The sequence below is a fragment of the Peribacillus sp. FW305-BF15 genome (assembly GCF_058783805.1).
Window position 1 is genome coordinate 24,861 of the sequence record NZ_JBYSYV010000007.1, and the last position, 14,686, is coordinate 39,546.

General features: G+C 44.3%; 16 protein-coding genes and 1 other RNA gene. 14 read left to right on the plus strand and 3 right to left on the minus strand.

Annotated features, from left to right (window positions below):
* Positions 1–25: 25 nt before the first annotated feature.
* Positions 26–211: non-coding RNA, 6S RNA (ssrS, locus tag AC3WLU_RS08870), on the plus strand.
* A gap of 331 nt (positions 212–542) precedes the next feature.
* On the opposite strand, the gene AC3WLU_RS08875 is transcribed toward ssrS, so the two are convergent.
* Positions 543–836, minus strand: a complete 294-nt coding sequence (locus AC3WLU_RS08875) for a hypothetical protein (protein WP_492597136.1) — start codon at positions 834–836, stop codon at positions 543–545.
* A 244-nt stretch (positions 837–1,080) separates the two neighbouring features.
* Here AC3WLU_RS08875 and AC3WLU_RS08880 point away from each other — a divergent pair, with 244 nt between their 5' ends.
* Entirely contained in the window at positions 1,081–2,052 is a 972-nt protein-coding gene (locus tag AC3WLU_RS08880) for a nuclease-related domain-containing protein (protein WP_492597137.1), read from the plus strand.
* Here the strand turns inward: AC3WLU_RS08880 and AC3WLU_RS08885 are convergent.
* Positions 2,043–2,252: a hypothetical protein gene (locus AC3WLU_RS08885; RefSeq protein WP_492597138.1), complete on the minus strand. Its 210-nt coding sequence runs from the start codon at positions 2,250–2,252 to the stop codon at positions 2,043–2,045. The two genes, AC3WLU_RS08880 and AC3WLU_RS08885, sit on opposite strands and share 10 nt — an antisense overlap.
* 139 nt (positions 2,253–2,391) lie before the next feature.
* On the opposite strand from AC3WLU_RS08885, the gene AC3WLU_RS08890 reads away from it, so the two are divergent.
* The 12 genes from AC3WLU_RS08890 to AC3WLU_RS08945 all read left to right on the plus strand — a co-directional run bounded on the left by AC3WLU_RS08890 (position 2,392) and on the right by AC3WLU_RS08945 (position 14,402).
* Positions 2,392–3,540: a M20 family metallopeptidase gene (locus AC3WLU_RS08890; protein WP_347877866.1), complete on the plus strand. Its 1,149-nt coding sequence runs from the start codon at positions 2,392–2,394 to the stop codon at positions 3,538–3,540.
* 111 nt (positions 3,541–3,651) lie between these two features.
* Entirely contained in the window at positions 3,652–4,413 is a 762-nt protein-coding gene (locus AC3WLU_RS08895; protein WP_048684392.1) for a tRNA threonylcarbamoyladenosine dehydratase, read from the plus strand.
* Positions 4,414–4,603: 190 nt separating this feature from the next.
* A complete protein-coding gene (locus AC3WLU_RS08900; protein WP_057276612.1) occupies positions 4,604–5,791 on the plus strand; it encodes an ABC transporter substrate-binding protein in 1,188 nt (395 codons plus the stop codon).
* Between the two features lie 76 nt (positions 5,792–5,867).
* Positions 5,868–6,746 (plus strand): branched-chain amino acid ABC transporter permease, encoded by an 879-nt coding sequence (locus AC3WLU_RS08905; protein ID WP_034308761.1) that lies wholly within the window; start codon positions 5,868–5,870, stop codon positions 6,744–6,746.
* A 13-nt stretch (positions 6,747–6,759) separates the two neighbouring features.
* Positions 6,760–7,731, plus strand: coding sequence for a branched-chain amino acid ABC transporter permease (locus tag AC3WLU_RS08910; RefSeq protein ID WP_034308758.1), 972 nt, complete (start codon positions 6,760–6,762; stop codon positions 7,729–7,731).
* Positions 7,706–8,485 carry an ABC transporter ATP-binding protein gene (locus tag AC3WLU_RS08915; protein WP_063590527.1) on the plus strand — a complete coding sequence of 260 codons (780 nt, stop codon included), beginning with the start codon at positions 7,706–7,708 and terminating at the stop codon, positions 8,483–8,485. Before AC3WLU_RS08910 ends, AC3WLU_RS08915 begins: the two co-directional genes overlap by 26 nt.
* Complete coding sequence (locus tag AC3WLU_RS08920; RefSeq protein ID WP_492597139.1) at positions 8,485–9,192, plus strand: ABC transporter ATP-binding protein; 708 nt, start codon at positions 8,485–8,487, stop codon at positions 9,190–9,192. Before AC3WLU_RS08915 ends, AC3WLU_RS08920 begins: the two co-directional genes overlap by 1 nt.
* A gap of 549 nt (positions 9,193–9,741) precedes the next feature.
* Positions 9,742–10,920 (plus strand): ABC transporter substrate-binding protein, encoded by a 1,179-nt coding sequence (locus AC3WLU_RS08925; protein ID WP_413001182.1) that lies wholly within the window; start codon positions 9,742–9,744, stop codon positions 10,918–10,920.
* 163 nt (positions 10,921–11,083) lie between these two features.
* The gene (locus tag AC3WLU_RS08930) at positions 11,084–11,962 is read left to right on the plus strand and encodes a branched-chain amino acid ABC transporter permease (protein WP_034308751.1); all 879 of its coding nucleotides are present in this window, start codon (positions 11,084–11,086) and stop codon (positions 11,960–11,962) included.
* 13 nt (positions 11,963–11,975) lie between these two features.
* Complete coding sequence (locus tag AC3WLU_RS08935) at positions 11,976–12,941, plus strand: branched-chain amino acid ABC transporter permease (RefSeq protein WP_034308749.1); 966 nt, start codon at positions 11,976–11,978, stop codon at positions 12,939–12,941.
* Positions 12,913–13,695, plus strand: coding sequence for an ABC transporter ATP-binding protein (locus AC3WLU_RS08940; RefSeq protein ID WP_034308746.1), 783 nt, complete (start codon positions 12,913–12,915; stop codon positions 13,693–13,695). The genes AC3WLU_RS08935 and AC3WLU_RS08940 overlap by 29 nt, the downstream gene beginning before the upstream one ends.
* The gene (locus tag AC3WLU_RS08945) at positions 13,695–14,402 is read left to right on the plus strand and encodes an ABC transporter ATP-binding protein (protein WP_413024446.1); all 708 of its coding nucleotides are present in this window, start codon (positions 13,695–13,697) and stop codon (positions 14,400–14,402) included. Before AC3WLU_RS08940 ends, AC3WLU_RS08945 begins: the two co-directional genes overlap by 1 nt.
* Positions 14,403–14,483: 81 nt before the next feature.
* On the opposite strand, the gene AC3WLU_RS08950 is transcribed toward AC3WLU_RS08945, so the two are convergent.
* The coding region (locus AC3WLU_RS08950) for a hypothetical protein (protein ID WP_492597140.1) at positions 14,484–14,686 on the minus strand (203 nt) is incomplete at its 5' end.

Here is a 14,686-nt window from a genome sequence, read left to right on the forward strand (position 1 = left end):
TATGCTATGATGTTTTCAACAAGTAAGAGTCCTGATGTGTTCGTTCTTTAACCTATAAGTTTTGACCGAACACTTATAGTTACCGGGAGCACTAGTTTCCTGGCCGCGTAAAAGCCTCCCTCGAAGAGGACTTACAAACGCGAGGAACCGAGCACCCACCTGCGGAGAGCGGGTTCAAAACAAAGGCGTAAACGGCACAATTGGGACTCTTACACCTTACAAAGCAACTCATGTTAAATAACATGGGTTTTTTTGTGCATTAAAATAGTTAACTCACGAGAAAATGGTGCAAACTCACGAGTAAACGGCGCAAACTCACGAGTAAATGGTGCAAACTCACGAGTAAACAGCGGAAATTCACGAGAAAATGGTGCAAACTCACGAGTAAATGGCGCAAATTCACGAGTAATTGGCGAACTCACGAGTAATTGGCGAACTCACGAGTAAACAGCGGAAATTCACGAGAAAATGGTGCAAACTCACGAGTAAATAGCGGAAACTCACGAGTAAATAGCGGGAATTCACGAGTAAATGGTGCAAACTCACGAGTAAACGGCGAACTCACGAGTAAACAGCGGAAATTCACGAGTAAACGGTGCAAACTCACGAGTAAACAGCGGAAAATCACGAGTAAATGGTGCAAACTCACGAGTAAATAGCGGAAATTCACGAGTAAATGATGCAAACTCACGAGTAAACAGCGGAAAATCACGAGTAAATGGTGCAAACTCACGAGTAAACAGCGGAAAATCACGAGTAAATGGTGCAAACTCACGAGTAAACGGCAGATTCACGAGTAAATGGCGGAAAATCACGAGTAAATGGTGCAAACTCACGAGTAAACAGCGAAAAATCACGAGTAAATGGCAGATTCACGAGTAAATAGCGGAAACTCACGAGTAAACCGTTCAAACTCACGAGTAAATGGCGAACTCACGAGTAAACAGCGGAAAATCACGAGTAAGCTACAAATCTCATGAATTAAAAAGAGTAAACTTACGGTAAAACGTCTGATTTCAGTTCCTAGCAGGAAAAAAGGGCATTAATAAAGAAGCTTAAGAAGAAGGAGTTGATGTATGGATGTTAAAACCGTGTGAGATGCCTATGAAAATGCTCAAATTGGAGGCATTAAGCAGGAGGCTATCATCAAATCATCCAAAACAGGAAATAATAATGAACGATTTCCGGAAAGTTCGTACAGGATTTAACGGGGAGCGGAGTATTGGAAAGGAGTTGAAGAATCTCCCGAAAGAATTTCGAGTATTTCATGATTTGAGGTTAGACCACGATGGGAGCCGTTATTTTCAAATGGATTTCCTAATAATCACCAGGAATTACTGTATCATCATTGAAGTGAAAAACTTTGCGGGAACGCTCTATTTTGACCGCACCTATCCCCAGTTGATTCGTTCAAAAGATGGACAGGAACAGGCATATCTGGATCCGCTAATCCAGGTCGACGTACAAAAATCCCGATTAAATGATTGGCTTACTTTTCACAAATTCCCCTCGCTGCCGATTGAAACGTTAATTGCCAACGCAAACTCGAATACGATCATCAGGACTACCCCAGGTTTTACCCCCATTTTCAAAAAAATCACGGGAAAAGAAACCCTCATCACCAAAATCAATACCCTTGAAAAAAAGTATCCTTCTGAGCAATTAACCCAAAGGCAGAGCACTAGACTTTCGAACACGATTCTGCAAAAAAACACTCCACTTAATCCTGATATACTCAATTTATATCAAATCGATGAGCAAGATCTGCTAAAAAGCGTTCAATGTCCTGAATGCGCTGCTTTCCATATGCACTATCACTGGGGCAAATGGTCATGCAGTCAATGTTCTTACGCCTCCAAAGATGCCCACATTCAAGCTCTTCGCGATTTTGCTCTCCTCATAAAACCCAATATAACAAATAAACAAGCACGGCTCTTTTTACAAATAGATTCAATTGATATTATGCAGCGGATGCTGTCTTCACTGGAATTGCCTTATTCGGGGCAATTTAAAAATAGAGCTTATAAACTTAATGGATTAATTCACGAGTAAATGGCGAACTCACGAGTAAACAGCGGAAATTCACGAGTAAAAGAGCCAAATTCACGAGTAAATGGTGCAAACTCACGAGTAAATGGTGCAAACTCACGAGTAAATGGCGGACTCACGAGTAAACGGCGCAAACTCACGAGTAAATGGTGCAAACTCGCGAGTAAATGCCGCAAATTCACGAGTAATCGATCCAGACTCACGAATAAAGACCCCATACTCAAAGAAAACTACCAAAAACCAGCGAATAATCTTCAAATATTCCCATTTAAGTAACATTCCGCAATATAGAGTCGTAAATTATAGTAAGGTTGAGCAATAGTCAGCTAAGGATAGAAAGTAGTGAGGGCTTTGAAAGATTTATTGTATGCAAAGAGGATGGAAATGCTTCAATTAGTGGAGCGGCTAGTGAATATAGATAGTGGTTCTCATACGAAAAAGGGTATTGATGAAATTGGTTCGATTTTGAAAACGAAATTTGAAAGCCTGGATTTTATTGTGGATACCGTTGAGCAGCAGAATTATGGCAATCAGCTGGTCATCCAGCACCGTGATGCGCATCAACCGCATATTCTGGTCGTTGCCCATATGGATACGGTTTTTCCGGAGGGCACAGCGCAAAAACGTCCTTTTAAAGTGAAGGGAAATCGGGCATACGGTCCTGGTGTGGCGGATATGAAGTCTAGTTTGGTTGAGCTTTTTTATGCGATCCTTTGCCTGAAACAGACGGGGCAGACAGGCTATCAGCATGTCCAGATCATTCTTAATAGTGATGAGGAGATCGGGTCTCCGTCATCCGCTTCACTCATATCGGAAAAAGCGGCCAATAAGAAGTTTGCGCTAATTCTTGAACCGGCAAGGACGGACGGTTCGCTCGTAACGGCAAGAAGGGGCTGCGGTCAGTTTAAAGTGGATATTGCGGGGGTGGCCGCCCATTCAGGGATCGAACCGGAAAAGGGACGAAGTGCAATTGAAGAATTGGCCCATAAGATCATCGCCTTACATCGATTGAATGATCAGCAGAAAGGAATCAGCGTGAATGTTGGCAAAATTGAAGGGGGCTCCGCTGTCAATATGATTGCGTCCCATGCTGCCGCTTTTGTGGATGTACGGATTTCGGAAAAAAGGCAGGAAGCCATCATCCTCAAGCAACTGAAAAAAATATGTGCGGAAACCTATATTCCAGGAACGAAAACGACATTAAGCGGGAAAATGGACCGCTCTCCCATGGAAAAGAATGAGAAAACGAACTTGCTTTTAGAGACGATCCGCCAGGCTGGGAAGGAAATCGGCATCGAAATCACGGATACGGCCACAGGTGGAGGTTCGGATGCTTCCATCACTTCTGATTTGGGAATCGCGACAGTGGATGGACTCGGGCCCATTGGAGGGAATGCACATAGTGAAGAGGAGTATTTGGAAATTCCCAGCCTTACGGAAAGGACACTCCTATTGGCAACCGTCATTCAAAAATTATCAAAAATGACCTAGCACACTAATTCCGATTAGACTGCTCATATTTCGCTTGTCATTAATGATGTTTATGATATATTGTTAATTGGGAAGCTAAATAAGAACAGAATTTATTGGAGTTGAATATATATGCTGCATCAGTTTTCACGAAATGAATTGGCAATTGGCAAGGAAGGAATCGATATACTGAAAAATACGACCGTTGCAGTCCTGGGTGTTGGAGGCGTCGGTTCATTTTCAGCCGAAGCATTGGCACGTTCCGGGGTAGGCCGTATTATTCTTGTGGATAAAGACGATGTCGACATCACAAATGTAAACAGGCAGATTCATGCTCTATTATCAACAGTCGGTCAACCGAAAGCGGAATTGATGAAAAATCGCATTCAAGATATCAATCCCGACTGCGAAGTGATCGCTCTTAAAATGTTCTATACAGAAGAGACGTTTGAAGAATTCTTCAGTTATGGCTTGGACTATGTCATTGATGCATCGGATACGGTCATTTACAAGATACATGTGATGAAGGAGTGCCTCAAACGGAATATCAAGGTGATTTCAAGCATGGGGGCCGCTAATAAGATGGACCCGACGCGTTTTCAAATTGCCGATATCTCCAAAACGCATACCGATCCGCTTGCCAAGGTCATTCGTACTAGATTGCGTAAAGAGGGCATAACAAAGGGAATTCCCGTTGTCTTTTCCGACGAGAGCCCTATTGTCATTCGGGAGGATGTGCGGAAAGAAGTCGGCAATGATGAGGCAAAAATCCGTAAAGCCCAAATGCCTCCGTCTTCGAATGCTTTCGTACCATCCGTTGCGGGCTTAATTGCAGCAAGTTGGGTGATCAATGATCTATTGAAAGACATTGAAGTTCGCCGTGTAAATGATTGATAAAAATCAACTGACTCTATAAAGGGTCAGTTTTTTTGTGGCGAATATGTAGATATTCCTTTAAATAACTTTTTTATCCATATCATATAGACGGGGTCGAAAGAATGAGATACACTATATTTTCAGAATATTATTTTTATTCAGATATTCTTTTCGTTTAAAAGAACATATTAAAACAAGGGGGTTTCAAATGAAGAAGAAAAAGCTAGCAGGAGTGTTTCTATCACTTTCTTTGGTTGCAGGGGCGCTGGCAGGTTGCAGCGGCGACTCGAAAACCAGCAGTTCAAGCGGGGGTTCATCAAAATCGGGTGACACCATTAAAATTGGGGCCAACCTTGAATTATCCGGAGGTACGGCATCATTCGGCCAATCGGCTGCCGATGGTTTGAAACTGGCCATCGATGAGATTAATAAAGAGGGCATCGACGGTAAAAAATTGGAAATCGTGAAGGTTGATAATAAATCAGATGCAGCAGAAGCTACAAGCGGTTCGATCAAGCTAGTCAGCCAGGACAAGGTTGTGGCTGTAGTCGGATCTGCGACAAGCACGAATACATTGGCACAGGTTCAAGTCGCACAGGATAATAAAGTTCCTCTACTCACACCAACTGCAACAAATCCCGACATTACCAACAAAGCTGGAAAATTAAATGATTATGTGTTCAGAACTTGCTTTATCGATCCATTCCAAGGTACGGTGGCAGCCAATTTCGCATCTGACGAAATTGGAGCAAAGACGGCTGCGATCTATGTGGATAGCGCAAGCGATTATTCTAAAGGATTGGCCGCGGCTTTTAAAGAAGCATTCACTGCCAAGGGCGGTAAAATCGTGGCGGAAGAAGCTTATGTAACGAAAGATACTGATTTCCGTTCTACATTGACACGTATCAAATCGGCAAAACCTGAGTTCGTTTTTCTTCCTGGTTATTATGAGGAAGTCGGATTGATCCTAAAACAGGCACGTGAAGACGGCATAGACCTTCCATTCATGGGCGGGGACGGCTGGGATTCCCCGAAGGTCGTTGAAATTGCCGGAGCGGAAGCTTTAAAAAATACGTATATCACGAATCACTATTCCCCGGAAGATGAAGATGCCAAAATCCAGGATTTCGTTGCAGCCTTCAAAAAGGAATACGATAAAACACCGGATGCCTTTGCCGCACTTGGCTATGACACTGGGTACTACCTGGCAGACGCCATCAAGAGATCTGGAGATGCTTCCCCTGAAAAAATCAGACAAGCATTGGAAGATGTCAAAGATCTTCAATTAGTTTCCGGAACGCTGAACCTTGATGAAAATCATGATCCGATCAAATCGGCGACCATCCTGGAATATGTGGATGGCAAACAAACATTCAAAACAAAAATCAATCCATAATACCTTACGTGGATAGGGGGCAAGTCCCCCCTATTCTATATTCACTTAAAAAACACCTTAACGGGGAGAGTGCAATATGGAACTGATTCAGCAATTGGTAAATGGCATTTCACTCGGAAGCATTTATGCTTTGATCGCGCTTGGTTATACGATGGTGTATGGAATCGTCAAACTCATAAACTTCGCCCATGGAGACGTATTCATGGTCGGTTCATTTGTGGGCTTTTACGCCATTACCGTAATGGACTTATCCTTCATCCCGGCTTTATTGATTTCAATGGCCACATGTGCCATCTTTGGCGTTTTAATTGAACGCATTGCTTATAAACCCCTTCGTAATGCAACACGGATCGCGGCTTTGATAACGGCCATCGGTGTTTCCCTTCTGATAGAAAATGGGCTGATTTACATCCGGGGCGCCCAGCCGGAAGCCTATCCAAATAATGTCCTTCCGATGGATAAACTCGATATATTCGGAGTTTCCATCAGCAGTCAATCGATATTGATCTTATCCGTATCCATCATTTTAATGATCATCCTGCAATTCGTTGTCCATAAAACCAAAATCGGCAAAGCGATGCGTGCCGTTTCATTCGATTCCGAGGCGGCCAAGCTGATGGGAATTAATGTGAACAATACGATTTCCGCTACGTTCGCCATAGGTTCGGCCCTGGCAGGGGCGGCTGGTGTCATTTTTGGCATCTACTATATTAAAATCGAACCGTTGATGGGTGTCCTTCCTGGCCTCAAAGCATTTGTCGCAGCCGTCTTGGGCGGCATCGGCATCATTCCGGGAGCGATGGTCGGCGGTCTGCTGCTTGGAGTGATCGAGGCTTTGGTCAGTGCCGCCGGTTACTCATTATGGCGCGATGGTGTGGCTTTCGTCGTACTTATCTTGATTTTGATTTTCTTGCCGCAGGGACTATTCGGTAAAAATAAAAGAGAAAAAGTGTAGGGGAGACATGGCGATGACTACTTTAAAGAATTCAAAGGGTTTTTGGCTCTCGATCGTGCTCGCACTTATTTTTTTCGGAATCATGCAGTACACCATTTCAAACGGTATCCTCAATCCATTTTATATCAACACGCTTATGTTCATCGGCATCAATATCATGCTGGCGACGAGCCTTCATTTAATCATTGGAATAACCGGGCAGTTCTCGATCGGGCATGCAGGTTTTTTAGCGGTTGGGGCCTATGCTTCGGCAGTCATGACAATGAAGCTGGAACTTCCTTTTATCATAGCTGTATTGACTGGGGGCGTCATCGCCGCTGTTGCGGGTATGGTGATCGGGATACCCAGCTTGCGCCTGAAGGGGGATTACCTGGCGATAGCCACCCTTGGTTTTGGGGAAATTGTCCGGATCGTCCTTTTGAATATTGAATATGTAGGCGGTGCAAGCGGGATGCAGGTATCCCACCTGACTACTTGGCCATGGGTTTTTGCCTGTGTCATGATCACCGTCTTAGTCATCAGGAATTTCACCAATTCGACTCACGGGCGTGCATGCATATCCGTAAGGGAAGATGAAACGGCGGCTGATGCGATGGGAATCAATACGACCTATTATAAAGTGGCGGCCTTCGTCATCGGAGCTTTTTTTGCCGGAATTGCCGGATCGCTCTATGCCCATAATTTTTATATTATCCAGCCATCGAATTTCGGTTTCCTGAAATCCTTCGATATACTGATTTTCGTCGTACTTGGCGGTCTTGGAAGTCTTTCAGGTTCGGTTTTGGCCGCCATTTTACTGACGATCGTGACGACATTCCTTCAGGATTACCCGGAAACGAGGATGATCATCTACAGTCTTGTCCTGATCCTGATGATGATTTTCCGCCCGCAGGGGTTAATGGGAACAAAAGAAATCACATCATTGTTCACACATAAAAAAACGAAAGGGGGCCCAAAGGATGGAAGCCACAATACCGTTGCTTAAGGTAGATTCGGTGGGTATACGCTTTGGCGGATTGAAAGCGGTGTCCGATGTGAACGTGGAATTATTTCCAGGGGAACTTGTAGGCCTGATCGGGCCGAATGGAGCTGGGAAAACGACCTTCTTCAATTTACTGACGGGTGTGTATGTCCCTACAGAAGGAACGATCGCTTTGAACGGGGAAAATCTAAATAAGCAGCAGCCTTATAAAATTACCCGAAAAGGGATCTCGAGGACCTTTCAAAACATTCGTCTCTTCAGTGAGTTATCCGTGATCGATAATGTGAAGGTTGCTTACCACTCGCTTGCCAAGCATGGAATTCCAAGCTCCATATTCCGGTTGCCCGGACATTTTTCAGGGGAAAAGGAAATGGATGAAAAGGCGCTCGAATTTTTGCGGATTTTCAATCTTGACCATTTTAAGGATGAAAAAGCGAAGAATCTTCCATACGGACAGCAAAGGCGGCTGGAAATAGCCCGTGCCCTTGCCGCCAATCCGAAACTTCTTTTACTGGACGAACCGGCAGCCGGGATGAACCCCCATGAAACGAAAGAATTAATGAACCTCATTGCTTTTATCCGGAAGGAGTTCAACCTGACCGTTTTGCTAATCGAACATGATATGTCACTGGTCATGGGTGTATGCGAACGGATTTATGTCCTTGATCATGGACAGCTCATCGCTCACGGAAAGCCGGATGAAATCCGCAACGATCCAAAGGTTATCGAGGCATATCTAGGGGAGGAGGTTTCCTGATGCTGAAAATAGAGGACATCAATGTTTATTACGGCAATATCCAAGCGCTAAAAGGGGTTTCCATGGAGATAAATGAAGGGGAAATCGTGACTTTGATCGGGGCGAACGGAGCGGGAAAAAGCACGCTGCTCAAAACGATTTCCGGTCTGTTAAAACCAAAGCAAGGAAAAGTTCTGTTCGAAGGCAATTCGATTGGGGGAAAAGCGGCACAGGCCATCGTGAAACTGGGCATATCCCATGTGCCTGAAGGACGACGTGTCTTCGCCAACATGACGGTGGCCGAAAACCTGGAGCTTGGGGCTTATTTGCGGAAAGACAAAGATGGCATCCATAAGGATATGGAAAAGGTATACGAGCTATTTCCGAGGCTGCTGGAAAGAATCAAACAGCAGGCTGGCACGCTTTCAGGCGGGGAACAGCAGATGCTTGCAATGGGTCGGGCCTTAATGGCGAAACCGCGATTATTACTGCTCGATGAACCTTCGATGGGCCTTGCACCGCTTCTGGTGAAGCAAATATTCAACATCATCCAGGAAATCAGTGAGTCCGGCACAACGATCCTTTTGGTCGAGCAAAACGCCAACCTCGCCTTATCCATTGCAGATCGGGCGTATGTCGTTGAAACGGGCCGAATCGTCCTGTCGGGCAATGCAGAGGAACTAACATCAAGTGAAGAAATAAAAATGGCCTATTTAGGAGGCCACTAAAACCGCCGTTTGGCGGTTTTTTTGTTTGTTGATCGAGTTATGCAGAATATGCAGGAAGATAAAAAAGAACAGGGTTTCATGCATGATTTTATACATCCAATATAGTATTATTCAATTTTGATATAGGAATTAAGACTAAAAAAACACGAAAAAACTGGGTTTAATTCCCTATCAATATACTTGTATTTTGGTAAAAATGTAATTAATAGGATGGGGAAAATTAGAGAATGAATAAAATTTTTTGATCTGTAAGTAAGGAATTTATAATATCAATATAATTTAATTATCCGGTTTTTCTGATTATATCGCCTATTGTCGCAATATTTAAAATATATAAAGATAAAAATGACAGAGCACTACCTGTGAAAAATATCCTAATTACCGAAATCTTCTCGCAATTATTGTATAGACGGAATGAAAATTATGCGGTAAACTATTTTTCGAAATATTAATTTAATTTGAAACATTTCATCTAATCAATTTTTTTCTGAAGGATCATGAATAAATATTCATGCATCAGAGCTTGATTACAAAATGGGGGGATTATTTATGAAAAAGAAAAAATTAGCAAGTGCATTCCTTTCTCTATCACTTGCTGCAGGAGTGCTAGCGGGTTGTTCCGGCTCTGGTTCATCTGAAAAATCAAGCGGGGATGGAGATACGATCAAAATCGGTGTCAACCTTGAATTATCAGGCGGTGTAGCTTCATATGGACAATCGATTGCAGAAGGTCTGGAGCTTGCAACTGCAGAAATCAATAAAGAAGGCATTGACGGTAAAAAAATCAAACTAATTAAAGTCGATAATAAATCTGAAGCGTCCGAAGCGACAAGCGGGGCGATCAAGCTGACATCGCAAGATCAGGTTGCAGCGATCGTGGGCGCAGCAACAAGCACGAACTCGATTGCACAAGTACAGATTGCCCAAGATAATAAAGTGCCGGTCATTTCACCTTCTGGTACAAGTCCTGAAATCACTTTCAGCAAGGATAAATTGAACGATTACGTCTTCAGGACAAGCTTCATCGATCCGTTCCAAGGGACGGTAGCTGCAAACTTTGCCGCAAAAGAAATCAAAGCGAAAAGTGCAGCCATCTATATTGACAGCTCAAGTGATTATTCAAAAGGGTTAGCCGCAGCCTTTAAAGAACAATTCGAAAAGAATGGCGGAAAAGTTGTTGCTCAGGAAGCTTACATTGCGAAGGATACTGATTTCCGTTCCACATTGACTCGTTTGAAATCGGCAAAACCTGATTTCATTTTCCTTCCTGGTTACTATGAGGAAGCTGGTCTGATCGTGAAGCAGGCACGGGAAACTGGACTTGACGTTCCATTCATGGGCGGCGACGGCTGGGATTCTCCTAAGCTAGTTGAAATTGCCGGTGCAAAAGCTCTAAATAATACGTTCATCACGAACCATTATTCTTCAGGTGATCCTGATGAGAAAATTCAGAATTTTGTGTCAGCATTTAAAGCGAAATACAAAGATAAGTCCCCGGATGCATTCAATGCCCTAGGATATGACACAGGATACTTCCTTGCAGACGCGATTAAACGTGCTGGTTCAGCGGATTCGGAAAAAATCAAAGAAGCGCTGGAAAAAACGGCTGACCTTGAGCTTGTTACGGGTACATTCACATTGGATGAAAAACATAATCCAATCAAATCTGCCACCATCCTTGAATTTAAAGAAGGAAAACAAGTATTCAACACAAAAATCAATCCTTAATTTCGGAGAACAACTCCAACCCTTTCGCCGGCCCTTCCTTAATAAGAAGGTGCTGGCGAATTCTCATTTTTCAAGCATGCCAGGGTGCTGAACATTCCCTTAGCGGAATAAAAAGAGTCTGGACTAATCACTCATAAAATTAGATTTTCAAGGAGAGTCGAACATGGAATTGATACAACAGTTAATTAACGGGGTTTCATTAGGAAGTATTTATGCCCTTATCGCTCTCGGATATACGATGGTTTACGGGATTGTTAAATTGATAAACTTCGCACATGGCGATGTATTCATGGTCGGCTCATTCGTTGGGTTTTACTCAATAACGGTCCTGGATCTGTCATTCGTGCCCGCCCTATTAATCTCGATGACGGTCTGTGCTCTGTTTGGAGTATTGATCGAACGTATCGCGTACAAGCCATTGCGTAACGCAACACGTATCGCGGCACTTATCACGGCCATCGGTGTTTCCCTTTTGATCGAATACGGATTCATCTACGTCCGCGGTGCACAGCCGGAAGCTTATCCGAATGATGTATTGCCGACAGACAAGTTCAATATTTTTGGAGTTTCCATCAATAGTCAATCGATTTTGATTTTTGGAGTGGCGGTAGTCTTGATGATCATCCTTCAAATCATCGTTCATAAATCGAAAATTGGAAAAGCGATGCGTGCCGTTTCCTACGATGCGGATGCAGCTAAGCTGATGGGTATAAATGTCGATAACACGATTTCTGCCACCTTTGCAATCGGTTCCGCATTGGCTGGGGCAGCGGGCGTCATTTTCGGTATTTACTATATTAAGATCGAGCCGCTCATGGGTGTGCTTCCGGGATTGAAGGCATTCGTTGCCGCCGTACTTGGAGGGATCGGGATTATACCGGGCGCGATGGTCGGTGGCCTATTGCTAGGAGTCATCGAAGCTTTGGTCAGTGCCGCCGGTTACTCATTGTGGCGTGATGCTGTAGCCTTCGTCGTACTGATTCTTATCTTGATTTTCATGCCACAAGGCTTATTCGGTAAAAACAAAAAAGAAAAAGTATAGGGGAGACAAAGCAATGACTACAATTAAGCGAGCAAAAGGTTTTTGGCTCTCGATTTCACTATCATTGATCTTTTTCGCCGTAGTTCAAGTGTTAATCGGCGGCGGATCGCTAAATCCTTTTTATCAAAATACGCTCATGTTCATCGGGATCAATATCATTCTGGCGGCGAGCCTGCACTTGATCATCGGGATAACCGGGCAGTTCTCCATCGGGCATGCCGGATTCCTGGCAGTCGGTGCCTATGCTTCAGCCGTCATGACGATGAAGCTGGAAATGCCATTTTATGCGGCATTGATAGTCGGCGGTTTGGCGTCAGCGCTGGCAGGATTGATCATCGGAATTCCTAGCTTACGCTTAAAAGGTGACTATCTGGCGATTGCGACCCTTGGTTTTGGGGAAATCGTCCGGATCATGCTTTTGAATATCGATTATGTCGGCGGGGCGAGCGGCATGCAGGTTTCCCATTTGACCACTTGGCCGTGGGTATTCGCTTCCGTCATCGTAACGATCATCGTCATCCGAAACTTTACTAGCTCGACCCACGGAAGAGCCTGCATATCGATCCGCGAGGACGAAACGGCTGCCGATTCGATGGGAATCAACACGACTTATTATAAAGTTGTCGCCTTTGCCATCGGTGCTTTTTTTGCCGGTATCGCTGGCGGGCTTTACGCTCATAACTTCTATATCATCCAGCCATCGAACTTCGGATTCCTGAAATCATTTGATATTTTGATCCTTGTCGTACTTGGCGGTCTTGGAAGTCTTTCCGGTGCCGTATTGGCAGCGATATTACTGACGGTAGTCACGACTTTCCTGCAGGATTATCCGGAAACACGAATGATCATCTACAGTCTTGTGCTTATCGTGATGATGCTCTATCGCCCGCAAGGTTTAATGGGTACCAAAGAAATAACATCCATGTTCAAACGTAAAGGAGGAAGCAGCCATGAAAAAAATAAAAACACCGCTGCTTAAAGTCGATTCGGTCGGTATCCAGTTCGGAGGGCTTAAAGCCGTTTCTGATGTTAACGTCGAATTATATCCAGGAGAACTAATTGGCTTGATCGGGCCGAACGGCGCTGGAAAAACCACTTTCTTTAACTTGCTGACAGGAGTTTACGTCCCGACGGAGGGCACCATTTCATTGGAAGGTGAGAACTTAAGAAAACTGCCTCCATATAAAATCACGCAAAAAGGGATCAGCCGGACATTCCAGAACATTCGCTTATTCAGTGAGCTATCCGTGATCGACAATGTAAAAGTGGCCTATCATTCGCTTTCGAAGCATGGCATCTTAAGTTCGATCTTCCGCATGCCGATCCATTTTAAAGGCGAAAAGGAAATGGATGAAAAAGCGATTGAGTTCCTGAAGATCTTCAACCTTGATCAATATAAGGATGAAAAGGCAAAGAACCTGCCATATGGTAAACAAAGACGTTTGGAGATCGCCCGTGCCCTTGCCGCCAACCCGAAACTGCTTTTGCTCGATGAACCGGCAGCGGGGATGAACCCCCAGGAAACGCACGAACTCATGAACCTGATTGCCCTCATCCGTGAGAAATTCGATTTGACCGTATTATTGATAGAACATGATATGCCGCTCGTCATGGGTGTTTGCGAACGCATATATGTACTCGATCACGGGCAACTGATCGCTCAAGGAAAGCCAGAAGAAATCCGTAACAATCCAAAAGTCATCGAGGCCTATCTGGGCGAGGAGGTTTCATAATGTTAAAAATCGAGGACATCAACGTCTATTACGGAAACATTCAAGCCTTGAAAGGAATCTCGCTTTCTATTAACGAAGGCGAAATCGTAACCCTGATCGGGGCGAACGGAGCCGGGAAAAGCACGTTGCTGAAGAGCATTTCCGGCCTATTAAAACCAAAACAAGGGAAGATCATATACGAAGGGGATTCCATCGGAGGAAAGGCAGCACAATCCATCGTGAAAATGGGCATTTCCCATGTCCCTGAAGGCCGGCGGGTATTTGCTAACATGTCCGTCGAAGAAAACCTTCAGCTTGGTGCTTATTTACGTAAGGATAAGGCAGGCATCAAGCAGGACATGGAGAAAGTCTATGAATTATTCCCACGTTTGCTGGAGCGCCTGAAACAGCAATCCGGAACCCTTTCCGGCGGGGAACAGCAAATGCTCGCGATGGGCAGGGCACTCATGGCCAAGCCCCGGCTTCTGTTACTGGACGAGCCATCGATGGGACTTGCTCCATTATTGGTGAAGCAAATCTTTCATATCATCGAAGAAATCAACAAAACAGGTACGACGATTCTGCTGGTCGAACAAAATGCCAACTTAGCACTATCCATCGCGGACAGAGCCTATGTTGTCGAAACCGGCCGAATCGTCCTATCAGGCAAATCAGAGGAACTGACCGCAAGCGAAGAAATCAAGAATGCCTATTTAGGCGGACATTAAACCTGTTACAGACTGCAGACGAACTCGAGGAAAAGCGAGTTTGGCTGCAGTTTTTTTGTTTTAAAAAGGTTCCAGTGGATTTCAGAAATCCGCTCCCTTTCCGCCGACTGTCTGCCAAGCCTCCTCGCCTAGCCAGTAATTCGGCAGGAGTGTCGCAAATTTCTTCCATCCAATAAGGATTACAGTAAAAAAACATGAAGAATAATCTAGTCTTGTTTTAAAATCATGGTTTAGGATTAGACCAATCGGAAGTCCCAGACTGACTGGAGATATATTCGAGGAAA

Excerpts from the sequence above, each read along its gene's own strand:
- AC3WLU_RS08880 (WP_492597137.1), top strand. The coding sequence starts at position 1,081 with ATGTTAAAACCGTGTGAGATGCCTATGAAAATGCTCAAATTGGAGGCA.
- AC3WLU_RS08895 (WP_048684392.1), top strand. The coding sequence starts at position 3,652 with ATGCTGCATCAGTTTTCACGAAATGAATTGGCAATTGGCAAGGAAGGA.
- AC3WLU_RS08900 (WP_057276612.1), top strand. The coding sequence starts at position 4,604 with ATGAAGAAGAAAAAGCTAGCAGGAGTGTTTCTATCACTTTCTTTGGTT.
- AC3WLU_RS08905 (WP_034308761.1), top strand. The coding sequence starts at position 5,868 with ATGGAACTGATTCAGCAATTGGTAAATGGCATTTCACTCGGAAGCATT.
- AC3WLU_RS08910 (WP_034308758.1), top strand. The coding sequence starts at position 6,760 with ATGACTACTTTAAAGAATTCAAAGGGTTTTTGGCTCTCGATCGTGCTC.
- AC3WLU_RS08915 (WP_063590527.1), top strand. The coding sequence starts at position 7,706 with ATGGAAGCCACAATACCGTTGCTTAAGGTAGATTCGGTGGGTATACGC.
- AC3WLU_RS08920 (WP_492597139.1), top strand. The coding sequence starts at position 8,485 with ATGCTGAAAATAGAGGACATCAATGTTTATTACGGCAATATCCAAGCG.
- AC3WLU_RS08925 (WP_413001182.1), top strand. The coding sequence starts at position 9,742 with ATGAAAAAGAAAAAATTAGCAAGTGCATTCCTTTCTCTATCACTTGCT.
- AC3WLU_RS08930 (WP_034308751.1), top strand. The coding sequence starts at position 11,084 with ATGGAATTGATACAACAGTTAATTAACGGGGTTTCATTAGGAAGTATT.
- AC3WLU_RS08935 (WP_034308749.1), top strand. The coding sequence starts at position 11,976 with ATGACTACAATTAAGCGAGCAAAAGGTTTTTGGCTCTCGATTTCACTA.
- AC3WLU_RS08940 (WP_034308746.1), top strand. The coding sequence starts at position 12,913 with ATGAAAAAAATAAAAACACCGCTGCTTAAAGTCGATTCGGTCGGTATC.
- AC3WLU_RS08945 (WP_413024446.1), top strand. The coding sequence starts at position 13,695 with ATGTTAAAAATCGAGGACATCAACGTCTATTACGGAAACATTCAAGCC.